Below are 14,573 nucleotides of genomic sequence, written 5' to 3'. Positions count from 1 at the left end.
AAAGCGAAGAAATCAGTAATTTATTGAAAGAGAATGGGCATGGAATACTATGGCTGCCACCTTATAGTCCTGATCTCAACCCTATTGAACATAAATGGGCATAGGTTAAATCTGTTCGTAATAAGTTGCGAATAAATGATATCGACAAGCTATTTAGGATCTGTATGGAAAATAAAATCCATTAGCTATATATAATTTTGCATTACTTGGAAAATATTTCTTTATAACTCTTTCTATGGGTAATGTTTGATCGAATGATACGGTTTTTTTCATAATTATCTGCCTGCTTTCAATCTTTTTGCGCATTCAGTATAAACACCCCAATATTTATTTGCTTCTTTTCTATGGTTTTCGTCCCCACCAGCAAAACATTTATTGTTGATTGTAGAACGTGCAAGCGCGCATTGTTCTGCAATATAAGCACGACGGCGTATTTCTACTTCTGACAAAGTGCCTTTTGGGCAACGCATTTCTCCACTCTCGGAACAATAGTGTTTTTTCCTTGTTTCCAGTTCGTTAAACTCTTTCGGTGTACAGTTTCCTCCGTACTTTTTCCCAGAATGATGTGCCTGGCTCAAAGCAATCGCTGTCGGGCTGATGTTTTGCTGCCCGTTGGTTTTAGCCAGCGGTCTTTTGTTGCGCTCCCATTGACCAGCAAGTCATTGCGGCGTTGCATTAATGTAGATTAATTGCTTATAGCCATTATACTTATAAACTCTCTTCAAACTCTTTTATGATTTCCTCCCGGATATCATCATCGGTATTTTCATAAATCCATGTCCAATATTTCTTACCCAGTTCACTTATATCAGCATGTTTGGGTAATTCCATAAACAGAATAGAGAGTAAAAACAACTGCTCTGATGTGTATTTCTCTATCAATGAAGGGAAGAAATCTTTAATTGGATCAATATATCCATCATATGTTTCATAAGGTTCTTTGGGATCCCAGTGATCCAAAATAGAATAAGAGGCTCGCGGTGGGGAAGATTTATCATTAAAGCCTGCTACCGTACACATGTAAAGCAGCCCGGTTAAAAAAAATCGGACATTATTTTTGTCTTCTTCATAGCTTACTTCCGGAAGTTTATTTATTTCTCTGTAATATTCAGCTGGTATCGTTAAGGAGTAAAAAAACATACCTATCATATGGTCTATCCAAAAAGCATCAGAATCATTCCAGACGTCAAGCCAGGTTCTGTCATTAAACATATACATGATATCTACATCATGGGCGGCGCCGCACATGGCAACTTCATCTTCTGTCAGGCTATATAATTTTTCATTACTTGGAAAATATTTCTTTATGACTTTTTCTATAGATGATATTTGATTGAATGGAGCTATATTTTTCATCGCTAATTCCATCTATTTTGTAATATTTTGAAGCAGTCGGTATAGGTTTGCCAATATTTACTTGCTTCTTTTCTATGATTTTCGTCCCCACCGGCAAAGCATTTATTGTTAATTGTGGTGCGAGCAAGGGCGCATTGTTCTGCAAGCTTAGCGCGATCGTGTATTTCTTTATCTGACAAAGCATTTGTGCAACGGATTTGCACTTCCTCTTCCTCGGGTTTTTTTCCTTTACTGGGACAAGCCTCATTTTTTCTTTTTTCCAGTTCGTTAAACTCTTTCGGTGTGCAGTTTCCTCCGTATTTTCTCCCAGAACGATGCGCCTGGCTCAAAGCAATCGCTGTCGGACTGATGTTTTGTTGCCCGTTGGTTTTAGCCAGCAGTCTTTTGTTGCGCTCCCATTGAGTGGCAAGCCATTGCGGCGTTACCTGCTCATCCGCTACTTGTCCAATGGCGGCGATGGCTTCCGGTTGTCCCGCTTGCGCGTTTTTAAAGATTTGCGCTGCTATTTGGTTGAACGTGAGCGTTTTCTCTTCTTTGTGCACCCAGATATGCCCATAGCCATTGTTACATTTCACATACGCATGTCCTGTGTCGGTATAGTCCATGACTATAGGGCCGCCACCACCGCCCTGTCCATGCGGTTTTGCACATTCATAGCGTCCGACTGTCGCAATATCGCCTACTATTTTTCTGTCATGATCCGTCCATAATCCCGTGTTTCTCGTAAATTTTACCCGGTTATTTTCCGGATCCATCACATAATTCACCATATCGAATAATCCTTTTATGGCCAAGACTACCGCAGAAATAAAACTTGCTCGCCCAATAAACCTGGTAATATTTCCGACATTAGGTGTGAATTTGGCAGTGCTTATATAAGATCCATTGGGCGTATGTTTGATGGCTGTATAAATGCTCGTTGCACCTGCCCTGGATATTTCATAAAGCTCCCAATCGTTGATAGCTGCAGCCGTTTGTGCAGGCAGGTGAAGCGGATTGGTTAAAAATGCCAGTGATAGCAGTATTAAAGTGGCTTTGCGATAAGTGTTCATCCTGATTACCTGTAAGTGAAGATTTCTTTTTCATCATACTACGGAATATTTTAAAAACGCTACTTTTGCCTCTGCCGCTATAAAAAACCCGCCTTGCGGCGGGTTTTTCTGTGTGCGAAAGCAGCATCAGGCGTGGAAGACGAAGCCTTCGCCGTCTTTGTAGTCCACATGGACGGTGCTACCCGGGAGGAAGTCGCCGGCGAGGATGCGTTGTGCCAGCGGGTTTTCCAGGTGGGTCTGGATGGCGCGTTTCAGCGGACGTGCGCCGAAGGTCGGGTCGTAACCAACTTCCACCAGTTGTTCAAGCGCGGCCGGACTGATGTCCAGTTTGAGGTCGCGTTCGGCGAGGCGTTTTTCCAGCCGTCCCAGCTGGATTTTGGCGATGCCCGCCATGTGTTCTTTACCGAGTGAATGGAAGACGACGGTTTCGTCGATACGGTTGATGAATTCCGGGCGGAAATGCGCCGCGACGACTTCCATCACTTTGATTTTCATGGTTTCGTAGTCGTCCTGCGGCGCTTCCTGGATGAGGTGCGAGCCGAGGTTCGAAGTCATGATAATGACAGTGTTGCGGAAATCCACGGTGCGGCCCTGGCCGTCGGTCAGGCGACCATCGTCCAGCACTTGCAGCAGCACGTTGAACACATCCGGATGCGCTTTTTCGATTTCGTCGAAGAGGACGACGCTGTACGGGCGGCGGCGCACGGCTTCGGTCAGGTAGCCGCCCTGGTCGTAGCCGACGTAGCCGGGCGGTGCGCCGATGAGGCGGGCAACGCTGTGTTTTTCCATGTATTCGCTCATGTCGAGGCGGACGATGGCTTCGTCGCTGTCAAAGAGGAAAGCGGCGAGGGTGCGGCACAGTTCGGTTTTGCCGACGCCGGTCGGGCCGAGGAAAAGGAAGGAACCGATGGGGCGGTTCGGGTCGGACAGTCCGGCGCGGTTGCGGCGAATCGCGTTTGCTACCGCTTCGACGGCGGTTTCCTGGCCGACGACGCGGGCACCCAGTGCGCTTTCCAGCGCCAGCAGTTTTTCTTTTTCGCTTTCGAGCATTTTCGCGACAGGGATGCCCGTCCAGCGCGAGACGATTTGCGCGATTTCTTCTTCGGTGACTTTGCTGCGCATGAGCTGGTGCGGGGTGCTGCTGCTATCGGCAGCGTTCGCGGCGGTCAGCTGTTTTTCCAGGGCCGGGATTTTGCCGTACTGGATTTCGCTCATGGTGGCGAGATCGCCGCGCCGTTTCGCAGCTTCGAGTTCGATGCGCAGGCGGTCGATTTCTTCTTTGATGCCCGCGCTGCCTTGGTTACTCGCTTTTTCCGCCTGCCAGATTTCGTTCAGGTCGGCGTATTCTTTTTCCAGTTTCTGGATGTCGTCTTCGAGATCGGCGAGGCGTTTTTTCGAGGCGTCGTCGTGTTCTTTTTCAAGCGCCAGGCGTTCCATTTTCAGCTGGATGAGGCGGCGGTCGATGCGGTCCATCGCCTCCGGCTTGCTGTCGAGTTCCATGCGGATTTGCGCGGCGGCCTCGTCGATGAGGTCGATGGCTTTGTCCGGCAGCTGGCGGTTGGTGATGTAGCGATTGGAGAGGACGGCGGCGGCGACGAGTGCCGGGTCGGTGATGTCGATGCCGTGGTGGACTTCGTAGCGTTCTTGCAGGCCGCGCAGGATGGCGATGGTGTCTTCCACGCTCGGTTCTTCGACCATCACTTTCTGGAAGCGGCGTTCGAGAGCGGCGTCTTTTTCCATGTACTGGCGGTATTCGTCCAGCGTGGTTGCGCCGATGCAGTGCAGTTCGCCACGCGCCAGCGCCGGTTTGAGCATGTTGCCGGCATCCATTGAGCCTTCGGTTTTGCCCGCGCCGACCATGGTGTGGATTTCGTCGATGAAGAGGATGATTTGCCCATTCGCTTTTTCGATGTCGTTGAGCACGGCTTTCAGGCGTTCTTCGAAGTCGCCCCGGTATTTGCTGCCGGCCATCAAGGCGGCGAGATCCAGCGAGAGCAGGCGTTTGCCTTTCAGGCTTTCCGGGACTTCGCCGTTAACAATGCGCTGTGCGAGGCCTTCGACGATGGCGGTTTTGCCCACGCCCGGTTCGCCGATGAGGACGGGGTTGTTTTTGTTGCGCCGTTGCAGGATTTGCATGGCGCGGCGGATTTCTTCGTCGCGGCCGATGACGGGGTCGATTTTGCCCTGTTCGGCGCGGGCGGTGACGTCGATGGTGTATTTTTTCAGCGCCTCGCGTTTGTCTTCGGCGGCTTCGTCGGTAACGGGTTCGCCACCGCGCAGTTCGTTGATGACGTGTTGCAGTTTGGCTTTTTGCAGGCCGGCGTTTTTCAGCGCCTTGCCGAGCGCGCCGTTATCTTCGCAGGCGGCGAGGAGGAAGAGTTCGGAGGAGAGGTATTGGTCGCCGTTTTGCTGCGCGTATTTGTCGCAGAGGTTGAGCAGGCGGGCGGTTTCCGGCGAGACGTTGACCTGGCCGTCGGCTTTGCCGACGCGCGGCAGGTCGTCCACGATTTGTTCTATCTGCCGGCGCAGCGCGCCCGCATCCACACCCGCCTGACGCAGGATGGAAGCAGCGGCACCGCCTTCCTGCCGCAGCAGGGCGAGATAGACGTGCGCGGGTTCGATGTAATTGCTGTCCTTGCCGACGGCAATGGACTGTGCGGTTTGCAGGGCTTCCTGGAAGCGGCTGGTAAAGGGTTGCATGGTTTTTCCTGTGGTTGATTAACGATGGGTTCTATTTATGGGACAGGTGGGGGTTTTCAAGTTTTTTCAATGAATTTTTTGCAGATGGACGGCGTCAGGCGGGAAGCGGTGCGGTTTATGGCAAGAGGGCAGGGCGGTTCAGCCGTCGGCGCGGTCGAGCAGGTATTGGTAAACGGCTTTTTTGTTCGCGCCCGTGTGTTTGGCGACGAGGGCGGCGGTGGTTTTTGCCGCGAGCCCCGCATCGCGCAGGTCGTCGGCAAGTGCCTGCCAGCCGGCGTTCGGTTGCGCTGCCGCCGCGCCGAGGAGCAGCACGAATTCGCCACGCGCGCGGTTGGCGTCTGCGGCCAGCCAGGCGGGGGCGGTGGCGACGGTCAGAGACGCGATTTGCTCGAACTGTTTGCTCAGTTCGCGGGCGATGACGAGCGGGCGTGCGCTGTCGAAGGCGTCCGCCATCGCGGCGAGGGTGTCGGCGATGCGGTGCGGCGCTTCAAAGAAGATGGTGGTGTGCGTGGCGGTGCGGTAGTCGTCGAGGAAGCGTTGCCGCTCGCCTGCTTTGGCGGGGATGAAACCGGCGAAGGTGAAGCGGTCGGCGGGCAGGCCGCCGGCGGAAAGGGCGACGATGACGCTGCTGGCGCCCGGGATGGGGCAGACGCGGATGCCCGCCGCATGCGCAAGACGGGTGAGCAGGGCGCCGGGGTCGGAGACGAGCGGCGTGCCGGCGTCGCTGACGAGGGCGACGTTTTCGCCCGCGTGCAGGCGGCGGATGAGCGCTTCCGCCGCGCCGCGTTCATTGTGCTGATGCAGCGCGGTGAGCGGGCGGTCGATGGCGCAGGCATCAAGCAGGCGGCGGCTGTGGCGGGTATCCTCGCAGGCTATAATGTCGGCCGCTTGCAGGGTCGCCAGCGCGCGCCTGCCGATGTCGTCCAGATTGCCTATCGGCGTGGCGACGATGTACAACGTTCCACTCATTGGGTTTCCTTCATGTTTCTTGCCAAACTTGCCCCCCATCTGCGTCGCGGCCGGGCGGGCGAAAAGCGCGCCGCCGCTTATCTGAAAGCGCAGGGGTTGGTCATTGTAGCGAACAACTTTCGCAGCCGTTACGGCGAGATCGACCTCATCGCCCGTGATGGCGCGGTGCTGGTTTTCGTCGAGGTGCGCAGCCGCGCGGCGGGGGCGCAGGTCAGCGCGGCGGCGAGTATCGGTGCCGCCAAGCGGGAGAAAATCCGCAAGACGGCGCAGGTGTATTTGCAGCAGCACCACCCGACGACGCCGCCGGATTGCCGCTTCGATGCGGTGTGTATCGACGGCGCGGAGATTACCTGGCTGCGGGCGGCGTTTTGCGCGTGAAAGCGCTTGCGGGTTTCTGTTGCTTTTGATACGTTAATCACAAATTTTAACCCAAAGCAACAGAAGGAGTGGATGATGAACTACAACATCACCGGCAAACACCTGGACATCAGCGAAGCGGTTCACAGCTACGTCGAAGACAAGCTCGGCGGGCTGGATGCGCAGGACGTTACCAGCGCCCAGGTAACGCTGCGTGCGGAGAACCATCTGAAAATTGCCGAAGCAACGATTCACCTTGCCTCGGGCAAGACCATCCACGGCGATGCCGCCCATGAGGACATGTATGCCGCGATTGATTTGTTGAGCGATGTCCTTGACAGGCAAATCCGCAAGCACAAGGAAAAACTGCACGAACACCGCTGATGCGCCAAAATAAAAACCCCCGCTGCGGCGGGGGTTTTTTGTGCCCTGAACGCGGCGTTCAGTTGCGGGCCGGTTTGCCGCGCTCGAAGATCACGCAGATGAGCAGCAGGCCGACAAACAGCAGCATTGACCACACCGGAATGCGCAGGCCGAGGAACAGGTCGCGGGTGGCACAATCGCCGTCGCCATGCATGGCGGTAAGCAGACCGCCCCAGAAGCCGTTCTTGTCCAGCGTGGTGTAGAAATCAAAACCGCAGGCGGAGACCTGATCCTTCGGCAGGCTCTGGATGTAGAGATGGCGGGCGGCGAGGCCGATGCCGAAGAAGATGGAAAGATATTTGCCGAGGCGCATCAGGAAGCGCGTCGCGGGGCGGCCCGGCCAGCAGATGGCATCCAGCAGGAAGAAGAAGCCGATGAGGCCGAAGGCAAGGCGCTGCATCATGCACAGGTTGCACGGCGTCAGCCACAGCGTTTTTTCCAGATAGAAATAGGCGAAGGCGATGGAAGCCCAGGAAGCGAGGCCGCAAACGGCAAGCACGATACGGCGGTGGGTGTCGGTAAAATTCATGAATCCTCGTGGGTTGGCTTGAAACGGCGCGAATGATAGCAGATTGTCGCCACCGCCCCCGCGCCGCCTAACAAGGGCGACAGCGGCTTTGCCGGATAACCGGGCATGACGGCATTTCTGTGGATTTTTGGGGGATGGTATCGCCCGCCGGAAGCCATACGCCGCTGTGCGGGTGCGTGCATGCTCCTATAATGCGCGTTTTCAACCGTTTGCCGCCGAGGACATGCATGAGCATTTATGAATTGAAGCCCAAATTTCAACAGCTGCTGCGCCCGCTGGTGCGGCGGCTTTATGCGCGCGGGGTGAGCGCCAATCAGGTGACGCTCTTCGCCTGCCTGATTTCCGTCTGCTTCGGTATCGGTTTTGCGCTGGCACCGCATTGCGCGCGCGCTTTTGTGCTGTTGCCGCTGTGGCTCTTCCTGCGCATGGCGCTGAATGCGGCGGACGGGATGCTGGCGCGCGAATTCGAACAGAAATCCCGCCTCGGCGGTTATCTCAATGAATTGACGGATGTGGTCGCCGATGCCGCGCTCTATCTGCCTTTTGCCCTGATTGCGCCGTTTGGCCCGCTGGTCATCGGCTGTTTTGTTTTTTTCGCGGCGCTGACGGAGTTTTGCGGCGTGCTGGGGCAGGTGCATGGCAATGGCCGCCGTTACGACGGCCCGTTCGGCAAGAGCGACCGCGCTTTTGTCATCGGCGCGCTGGCGTTGTGGTACGCGCTGGCGGGGCAGTTGCCCGCCTGGACGTTGTGGCTGATGTGGGCGCTGGTCGCCCTGCTGGTCGTTACCTGCGTGCAGCGGGTGCGGCTGGGGTTGCGCGATTCTGCGTCTGCCCGACCTTCCGCTTAGGCTAAAATCCACCCCGTTTTTCACCTTCCACAAGGAACCCCCATGCGCGAACAGCAAAAGACCTTCACCACCGGCGACGGCACGGCGCTTTTCTACCGCTACCGCCCCGCCAGAGACGGCAACACGGACAAGGCCATCGTCCTTTTCCACCGGGGGCACGAGCATTCCGGCCGCCTGATGTTCGTCGCCGACGAGCTGGGTTTCGACGACTTCGCTTATTTCGCCTGGGACGCGCGCGGGCACGGTCACAGCCCCGGCGCGCGTGGGGATTCGCCCAGCGTCGCCCGCTCCGTCGCCGATATTCAGGACTTCATGCAGCACATTGAGCGCGAATACGGTATCGCGCCGGAGAATATTGCTGTCATCGCGCAAAGCGTCGGCGCGGTGCAGGTCGCCGCCTGGCTGCATGATTATGCCCCGCCGGTGCGCTGCGCCGTGCTCGCCTCGCCCGCGTTCAAGGTCAAGCTTTATGTTCCTTTCGCGCGCAGCGGCCTGCGCCTGCTCTACGAACTGCGCGGCAATTTCTTTGTCAACAGCTACGTCAAGGCGCATTACCTCACCCACGACAAGGCGCGGCAGGACGATTTCAACCGCGATCCGCTCATCGTCCGCCCCATCTCGGTGCGCATCCTGCTCGGCCTCTACGACACCGCTGACCGCGTCGTCGCCGATGCCCAGGCCATCACCACGCCGCTGCAACTCTTTATCTCCGGCGACGACTGGGTGGTACACCACCAGCCGCAGCACGACTTCTATAACCACCTCGGCAGCCACATCAAAGAGCGCCACATCCTGCCCGGCTTCTATCACGACACCCTCGGCGAAGAACAACGCGAGCTGGCCTTCGCGCCCATGCGCCGCTTCCTGCGTGAACGCTTCGCCGCACCGCCGCACAGTGTGGACGTGACGAATGCACATCTCGCGAGCGCCAGCCGCATCGAAGCTGACGAACTCGCTACGCCGCTGCCGCGCTACTCGCCGCGCGGGCTGTATTGGGCGTTCTACCGCGCCATGATGCGCCTCGGCGCGCGCTGGAGCGAAGGACTGCGCATCGGCCGCGACACCGGCTACGACTCCGGCAGCACCCTCGATTACGTTTACCGCAACACCCCGCAAGGCAAAAACGCCATCGGCCTCGCCTACGACCGCCACTATCTGAACGCCATCGGCTGGCGCGGCATCCGCGAGCGCAAAGTCAACATCGGCAAAGCCATCGCCGCTGCCTTCGGCTACCTGCGCGCAGCGGGCAAACCCGTGCATGTTCTCGACATCGCCTCCGGACATGGCCGCTACGTGCTGGACGCGCTGACGGACAAGGTCAAACCCGACAGTGTCCGCCTGCGTGATTACAGCCCGATCAACGTCGCTGCCGGACGCGCGCTCATCGCCGAACGCGGCCTGCAAAACCTCGTCAGCTTCGACGAAGTCAACGCCTTCGACCGCGCCAACTACCAAAACCTCGCCCCGCGCCCGACCCTCGGCATCGTCTCCGGCCTGCACGAACTCTTCGCCGACAACGACCTCATCCTGCAATCGCTTTTGGGCTTCGGCGATGCCATCGAAAGCGGCGGCTACCTCATCTACACCGGCCAGCCCTGGCACCCGCAGCTGGAAATGATCGCCCGCGCGCTGACCAGCCACAAAGCCGGCAGCCCGGACTGGGTCATGCGCCGCCGCAGCCAGCAAGAAATGGACCAACTCGTCGCCAAAGCGGGCTTCCGCAAAATCCACCAATGGATCGACGAATACGGCATCTTCACCGTGAGCCTGGCCGTCAGGGCATGACCCCGGCTCAAGAGCGCCTGCGCCGCCGGCGGCAAAGTGTCCTGAACCGCCCGCAGCGGGCGGTGTACTGGGCGGCGACCCTGACCGTCAACCTCGGCGGCTGCGGCGCCCTGCTGCTGCTCATCCTGTGGCTGAACGCTCCGCACAACCTGACGGCACACCTGCCGCGCCTCCTCGCCTGCGCCGCCGCCCTCTTCGCCCTCATCAACGCCGCGCCGCTGCAAGTGCATTGCGCGGAAAAATGGCAGCAACCGCGCCTCCTGCGCGGCGGCTGGGGCAACCTGCTGCTGCAAGCGCTGCTGGTACTTGCCTACACCCTGAGCGGCGGCACCCTGAACCTCCTGCCCTACGCCTGGCTCGCCGCCGCCACCGCCTCGCTGGTGATGCTCATCGGCAGCTGGTGGCTGCATTGGCAACGGGCGCGAGGTCGGTAATGATGCCGCCTGACGGGCGCAGGGCGGCTTCAGCCCACCGGGCAGGTGCGGCCTGCTTTGCGTGTTCCGGGCAGGCGCGCCGCCAAGCGGGGAAACGGTGCGTTTTTTGCTGTTGAGACCTTGCAGGCAATGTCTCTACAAAACCCGGTAATGACGCCGCCTGGCGGCGTTTCATCGCATAAGGACACACCATGAACCGTTGGCAAAACATCACCCAAAGGACAACACCATGAACGCTTTTCCGCCCGGCGGCCCCCTCCCATGAAGCCCGCCCTTTTCCCCACCCTGTGCAAACTTGCCGCCGTCGCCGCCGTTTTCTATCTCAGCTACGGCCTCACCAATCATTACACCGCAAGCCGCGCGGGTGTTCCCGAAATCGCCTATGCCTGGGAATACGCCATCCCCTTCCTGCCGTGGACCATCATTCCCTACTGGTCGCTCAACTTTTTTTACGGCCTCGGTTTCTTCCTCTGCGCGACTACGCGCGAGCAAAACCGCTACATCGCGCAGCTGCTCGCCGCGCAAGCCATCGCCATCGGCGGTTTTCTGCTTTTCCCGCTGCAAATCAGCTGGGCGAAAGACATCGGCGACGGTCTTTTTGCCGCGCTCTTCCGCTCGCTTGCCGCCTTCGATCAGGCTTACAACGAAATGCCCTCGTTGCACATCATCCTCACCTTCCTCATCGGCCGCTTCTACTGGGGCAAGCTGCCGCCGTGGCTGCGCCCGCTGTGGCTCGCCTGGTGCCTGCTTATCGGCGCATCCGTGCTCACCACCTACCAGCACCATTTCATCGACATCCCCACCGCCCTGCTGGCCGGTGCCTTCATCCTCTGGGCGCTGCCGTGGCAGGGCGCGTCGCCGCTGCGGGCGCACGAGCCGGCAAGCCCGCGCCGCCGCCGCTGCGCCCTGCTTTATCTGGCGCTCGCCATCCTTCTTGCCTTGCCCGCCCGTGGCGGCGGTGTCCGGTTGTGGCTGCTCTGGCCCGCCGTGTCCTGCCTCATCGCCGCCGCCGGGTACGCCCGTCTTGGCGCCGCCATCTGGCAAAAACAGGCGGACGGCCGTCCGGCGCTCGCCGCCCGGCTGCTGCTCGCACCGCTGCGCTTCGCCGCCCGCATCAATCAGTACATCTGGCTGCGCGGCAACGCGCGCCGCACCGCCGCCCTCACGGCGCGCCTGCATCTCGGCAGCATTCTCGCCGCCGACCGCTACCGGGCGGTTGTGGATGTGTGCGCCGAATGCAGCCCGCGCCGCCGCCCCGCTTGTTATCACAGCGAGGCGATGACGGACATGGCCGCGCCCGCCCCCGCCGCGCTCAACCGTGCCGCCGCCGCCATCGAGCGTTTTCTCAACACGCAGGCCGAACCCGTCCTTATCTGCTGCGCGCTGGGTTATGGCCGCAGTGTTGCCGTCGCCCTCGTCTGGCTGCTGCGCTATGGCGGGCAGACCGATATTGACAGCGCCCTGCGCCACATCCGCAGGGTCCGCCCGCTCGCCCGCCTGCCCGCAGAAACCCGCGCCGCCGTTGCGCAGGCGCAGGCATTGCGGGATTAGCTGTAATCGAAGGTCATCAGCACGATGCGGCTCACCGGTTCGTAGAGCAGGATCATGGCGTCCGCACCGCCTTCGCCCCAGTCGTAGCCTGCGGTCATGGCAATGCAGGTGAAGCGGTGGTTTTGGTAGCGAATGTCCACGGCGCTGTCGTAGTCGTAGGGGTCGCCTTCAATGCTGAAGGCAGGCGGCGGGGCTTCATTGACCCAGTTGCTGCCACCGCCGAGGAATGGCAGGTATTCTGCCGCCTTACCAAAACACGGCAGGCCGCTGTCATCCACGTCGCCGAGGAAGCCGCTGTCGCGGTAGTGTTGTTTGCGCGCGGCGTAGTCGGCGCGCATTTCGGTGAAGTATGCGGCAGCTTCCGGATCACCGTTGTCACCGAGAAAGTAGTCTTCTTCGGCGAGGAAGCGGTAGGTGCCATCGTCTTCAAGGTGGAAGGCGAGCCAGTTAGTGCCGCAGTAGTCAGTGTGCGCGGCGGTGGTTTCCATGCCGATGTAGCCTTCGTAGGGTTCGAGCGGTTTGACGAGGTGCAAGCGGACGTCGCCGAGGGCGGGGTCAAGCGAGGCGAGGTCGAAGGTGGCCAGCGGCAGGAAGTGGTCGGCAAGCCAGGGTTGGGCGGTGGTGAAGACGGTAGTGGCGTCGGGGAAGTAGTCGGTATGTGCGGGGTGGCGTTCCGGGCGGATGTCGGCGGGGACGGGGATGCGTTCTTGCGGCGGCAGGGTGGCGAGGTAGGCTTCGATGGCGGGTTGCCCGGCGGCGTTTAGTCCTTCGTGGTGGGCAAGGTCGTTGACGACGCGTTCGACAAGATCCAGACGGGGGATGCCGTGCGGGACGGCTGCATCCGGATACACGGTCATCAGCGTATGGGTAACGCCCCGGATCGGCAGCTGATCCAGGGCATGCAGGAGACCGGGGGCGCTTTCCTGACCATAGCCGGGGGCATCGTTAAGCATGACGGCCAGCGCGCGCAGGGCCTCGTACTGCCCGGGCAGGTCAATTGGCCAGCCACTGCGAGTCAGCCATTCGATACCGTGTTCTTCGCCGTATTGTTTGAGGCGCAGGGCGTCGCGCAAGGCTTCCGGCGGGTAGTCGCCGGCGGGGTCGTCCCAGGCCCAGTGCCAGCGGTTGTCCACTCTGCAGCCGATATATTGCAGGCGGCAGGGTTGTTCGCCGAGACGGGCTGTGGCGGCGCGACGGTCAATGTGTCCCAGCCAGTTGCCCGCCCAGCGTTGTAGCAGCCATTGTCGTTCCTGGCTCAGTCCCAGGTAAGGCAGGGCGGTGGCAAGCATGGCGTCGCGCAGGGCGAGGTAGGCGGGGTAGTCGGCGGCAGGCAGGGGACTGTCGTAGAGGGTCATGGTTTGTCCTTGTCGGGGTTGTTGGCAAATCGGGCGGCTTTGCGCGCGGCGGCGCGGGCTTTGGCGGCTGCGATAGCAGCGGTTTTGCCGGGGTCGGCGGATTGGGTGAAGGGCGGGGGTTCTGCCGTGCTTGTCTCGCTTGGGCGGTCTGTTTGCTCAACCCCCATCCCATCCCTTCCCCCATAGGGGGAAGGGCTTTTTTCTTCGGCTACGGATACTTCAGCACTGTTGCCGCTGGCGGCGAGGCGGGCGGCTTTACGTGCAGCGGCACGGGCTTTTGCCACTTCAATGGCGGCTGATTTTGCGGGATCGGTAGCTTGGGCAAAGGGCGAGGGGGCTGCCGTGCTTGTCCCGTTTGATGGGGGTTCTGCCGTGGGGGGCGTAGTTATCCCGCTTGGCGGGGCCTCTGTGGCTTTGCCGCTGGCGGCAAGGCGGGCGGCTTTACGTGCAGCAGCGCGGGCCTTTGCCGCTTCGATAGCGGCTGATTTTGCGGGATCGGTGGCTTGGGCGAAGGGTGGCGTGGTTATCTCGCTTGGGCGGTCTGTTTGCTCAACCCCCATCCCATCCCTTCCCCCATAGGGGGAAGGGCTTTTTTCTTCGGCTGCGGATACTTCAGCGCTGTTGCCGCTGGCAGCGAGGCGGGCGGCTTTGCGCGCGGCGGCGCGGGCTTTCGCCGCTTCGATAGCGGCGCTTTTGTCGGCGGAGCCCGCAGTTGTCTCGCTTGGCGCGGGTTCGGTAGTTTTTCCGCTAGCGGCGAGGCGTTCGGCGCGGCGCGCAGCGGCACGGGCTCTCGCTGCTTCGATGGCGGCGGTTTTGTCGTCGGAGGCCGTGGTTGTCCCGCTTGGCGCGGGTTCGGTAGTTTTGCCACTAGCAGCAAGCCGTTCGACGCGGCGCGCAGCGGCGCGGGCTTTCGCCGCTTCGATAGCGGCTGATTTGGCAGGATCGGTTGCTTGGGCGAAGGGCGGGGGGGCTGTCGTGCTTGTCCCGCTTGATGGGGGTTCTGCCGTGGGGGGCGTAGTTATCCCGCTTGGCGGGGCCTCTGTGGCTTTGCCGCTGGCGGCAAGGCGGGCGGCTTTACGTGCAGCAGCGCGGGCCTTTGCCGCTTCGATAGCGGCTGATTTTGCGGGATCGGTGGCTTGGGCGAAGGGTGGCGTGGTTATCTCGCTTGGGCGGTCTGTTTGCTCAACCCCCATCCCATCCCTTCCCCCATAGGG

The 14,573-nt window shown here is 59.7% G+C and carries 14 protein-coding genes and 1 pseudogene; 7 read left to right on the top strand and 8 right to left on the bottom strand.

Annotated features, from left to right (window positions below; all coding sequences use genetic code 11):
- The first annotated feature begins 11 nt into the window (after positions 1-11).
- Positions 12-104: a transposase gene (locus Q0562_RS13840; RefSeq protein WP_366144791.1), complete on the top strand. Its 93-nt coding sequence runs from the start codon at positions 12-14 to the stop codon at positions 102-104.
- Between the two features lie 171 nt (positions 105-275).
- Here Q0562_RS13840 and Q0562_RS12525 read toward each other — a convergent pair whose 3' ends face one another.
- From Q0562_RS12525 to rsmI, 5 genes are all read right to left on the bottom strand, one after another.
- Positions 276-578 (bottom strand): hypothetical protein, encoded by a 303-nt coding sequence (locus Q0562_RS12525; protein ID WP_298644860.1) that lies wholly within the window; start codon positions 576-578, stop codon positions 276-278.
- 130 nt (positions 579-708) lie between these two features.
- Positions 709-1,356, bottom strand: coding sequence for a hypothetical protein (locus Q0562_RS12520; protein ID WP_298644858.1), 648 nt, complete (start codon positions 1,354-1,356; stop codon positions 709-711).
- A gap of 2 nt (positions 1,357-1,358) precedes the next feature.
- A complete protein-coding gene (locus tag Q0562_RS12515; RefSeq protein WP_298644855.1) occupies positions 1,359-2,408 on the bottom strand; it encodes a hypothetical protein in 1,050 nt (349 codons plus the stop codon).
- Positions 2,409-2,534: 126 nt separating this feature from the next.
- Entirely contained in the window at positions 2,535-5,108 is a 2,574-nt protein-coding gene (gene clpB, locus Q0562_RS12510; protein ID WP_298644852.1) for an ATP-dependent chaperone ClpB, read from the bottom strand.
- 138 nt (positions 5,109-5,246) lie between these two features.
- A complete protein-coding gene (gene rsmI / locus Q0562_RS12505) occupies positions 5,247-6,077 on the bottom strand; it encodes a 16S rRNA (cytidine(1402)-2'-O)-methyltransferase (RefSeq protein WP_298644850.1) in 831 nt (276 codons plus the stop codon).
- 12 nt (positions 6,078-6,089) lie between these two features.
- Here rsmI and Q0562_RS12500 point away from each other — a divergent pair, with 12 nt between their 5' ends.
- A complete protein-coding gene (locus Q0562_RS12500; RefSeq protein WP_298644848.1) occupies positions 6,090-6,455 on the top strand; it encodes a YraN family protein in 366 nt (121 codons plus the stop codon).
- Between the two features lie 72 nt (positions 6,456-6,527).
- The gene (gene raiA, locus Q0562_RS12495) at positions 6,528-6,818 is read left to right on the top strand and encodes a ribosome-associated translation inhibitor RaiA (RefSeq protein WP_366144790.1); all 291 of its coding nucleotides are present in this window, start codon (positions 6,528-6,530) and stop codon (positions 6,816-6,818) included.
- Between the two features lie 58 nt (positions 6,819-6,876).
- On the opposite strand, the gene Q0562_RS12490 is transcribed toward raiA, so the two are convergent.
- Positions 6,877-7,386 (bottom strand): disulfide bond formation protein B, encoded by a 510-nt coding sequence (locus Q0562_RS12490; protein WP_298644844.1) that lies wholly within the window; start codon positions 7,384-7,386, stop codon positions 6,877-6,879.
- A gap of 227 nt (positions 7,387-7,613) precedes the next feature.
- On the opposite strand from Q0562_RS12490, the gene Q0562_RS12485 reads away from it, so the two are divergent.
- The 4 genes from Q0562_RS12485 (at position 7,614) to Q0562_RS12470 (ending at position 12,004) form a co-directional block, all read left to right on the top strand.
- A complete protein-coding gene (locus Q0562_RS12485; RefSeq protein WP_298644841.1) occupies positions 7,614-8,234 on the top strand; it encodes a CDP-alcohol phosphatidyltransferase family protein in 621 nt (206 codons plus the stop codon).
- 42 nt (positions 8,235-8,276) lie between these two features.
- The gene (locus Q0562_RS12480) at positions 8,277-10,019 is read left to right on the top strand and encodes a bifunctional alpha/beta hydrolase/class I SAM-dependent methyltransferase (protein WP_298644838.1); all 1,743 of its coding nucleotides are present in this window, start codon (positions 8,277-8,279) and stop codon (positions 10,017-10,019) included.
- Positions 10,016-10,453, top strand: coding sequence for a hypothetical protein (locus tag Q0562_RS12475; protein WP_298644837.1), 438 nt, complete (start codon positions 10,016-10,018; stop codon positions 10,451-10,453). The genes Q0562_RS12480 and Q0562_RS12475 overlap by 4 nt, the downstream gene beginning before the upstream one ends.
- Positions 10,454-10,714: 261 nt before the next feature.
- A complete protein-coding gene (locus tag Q0562_RS12470) occupies positions 10,715-12,004 on the top strand; it encodes a phosphatase PAP2/dual specificity phosphatase family protein (protein WP_298644835.1) in 1,290 nt (429 codons plus the stop codon).
- Here Q0562_RS12470 and Q0562_RS12465 read toward each other — a convergent pair.
- Both Q0562_RS12465 and Q0562_RS12460 read right to left on the bottom strand, forming a co-directional pair.
- Entirely contained in the window at positions 12,001-13,359 is a 1,359-nt protein-coding gene (locus tag Q0562_RS12465; protein ID WP_298644833.1) for a DUF6882 domain-containing protein, read from the bottom strand. The genes Q0562_RS12470 and Q0562_RS12465 overlap by 4 nt on opposite strands.
- Positions 13,356-14,573, bottom strand: a pseudogene (locus Q0562_RS12460) (hypothetical protein); the annotation flags it as partial. The pseudogene Q0562_RS12460 and the gene Q0562_RS12465, both read right to left, overlap by 4 nt.

Origin of the sequence: uncultured Cardiobacterium sp., assembly GCF_938028825.1 — a bacterium.
GTDB lineage: Bacteria > Pseudomonadota > Gammaproteobacteria > Cardiobacteriales > Cardiobacteriaceae > Cardiobacterium.
This window is presented reverse-complemented; position numbering and strand designations above follow the sequence as displayed.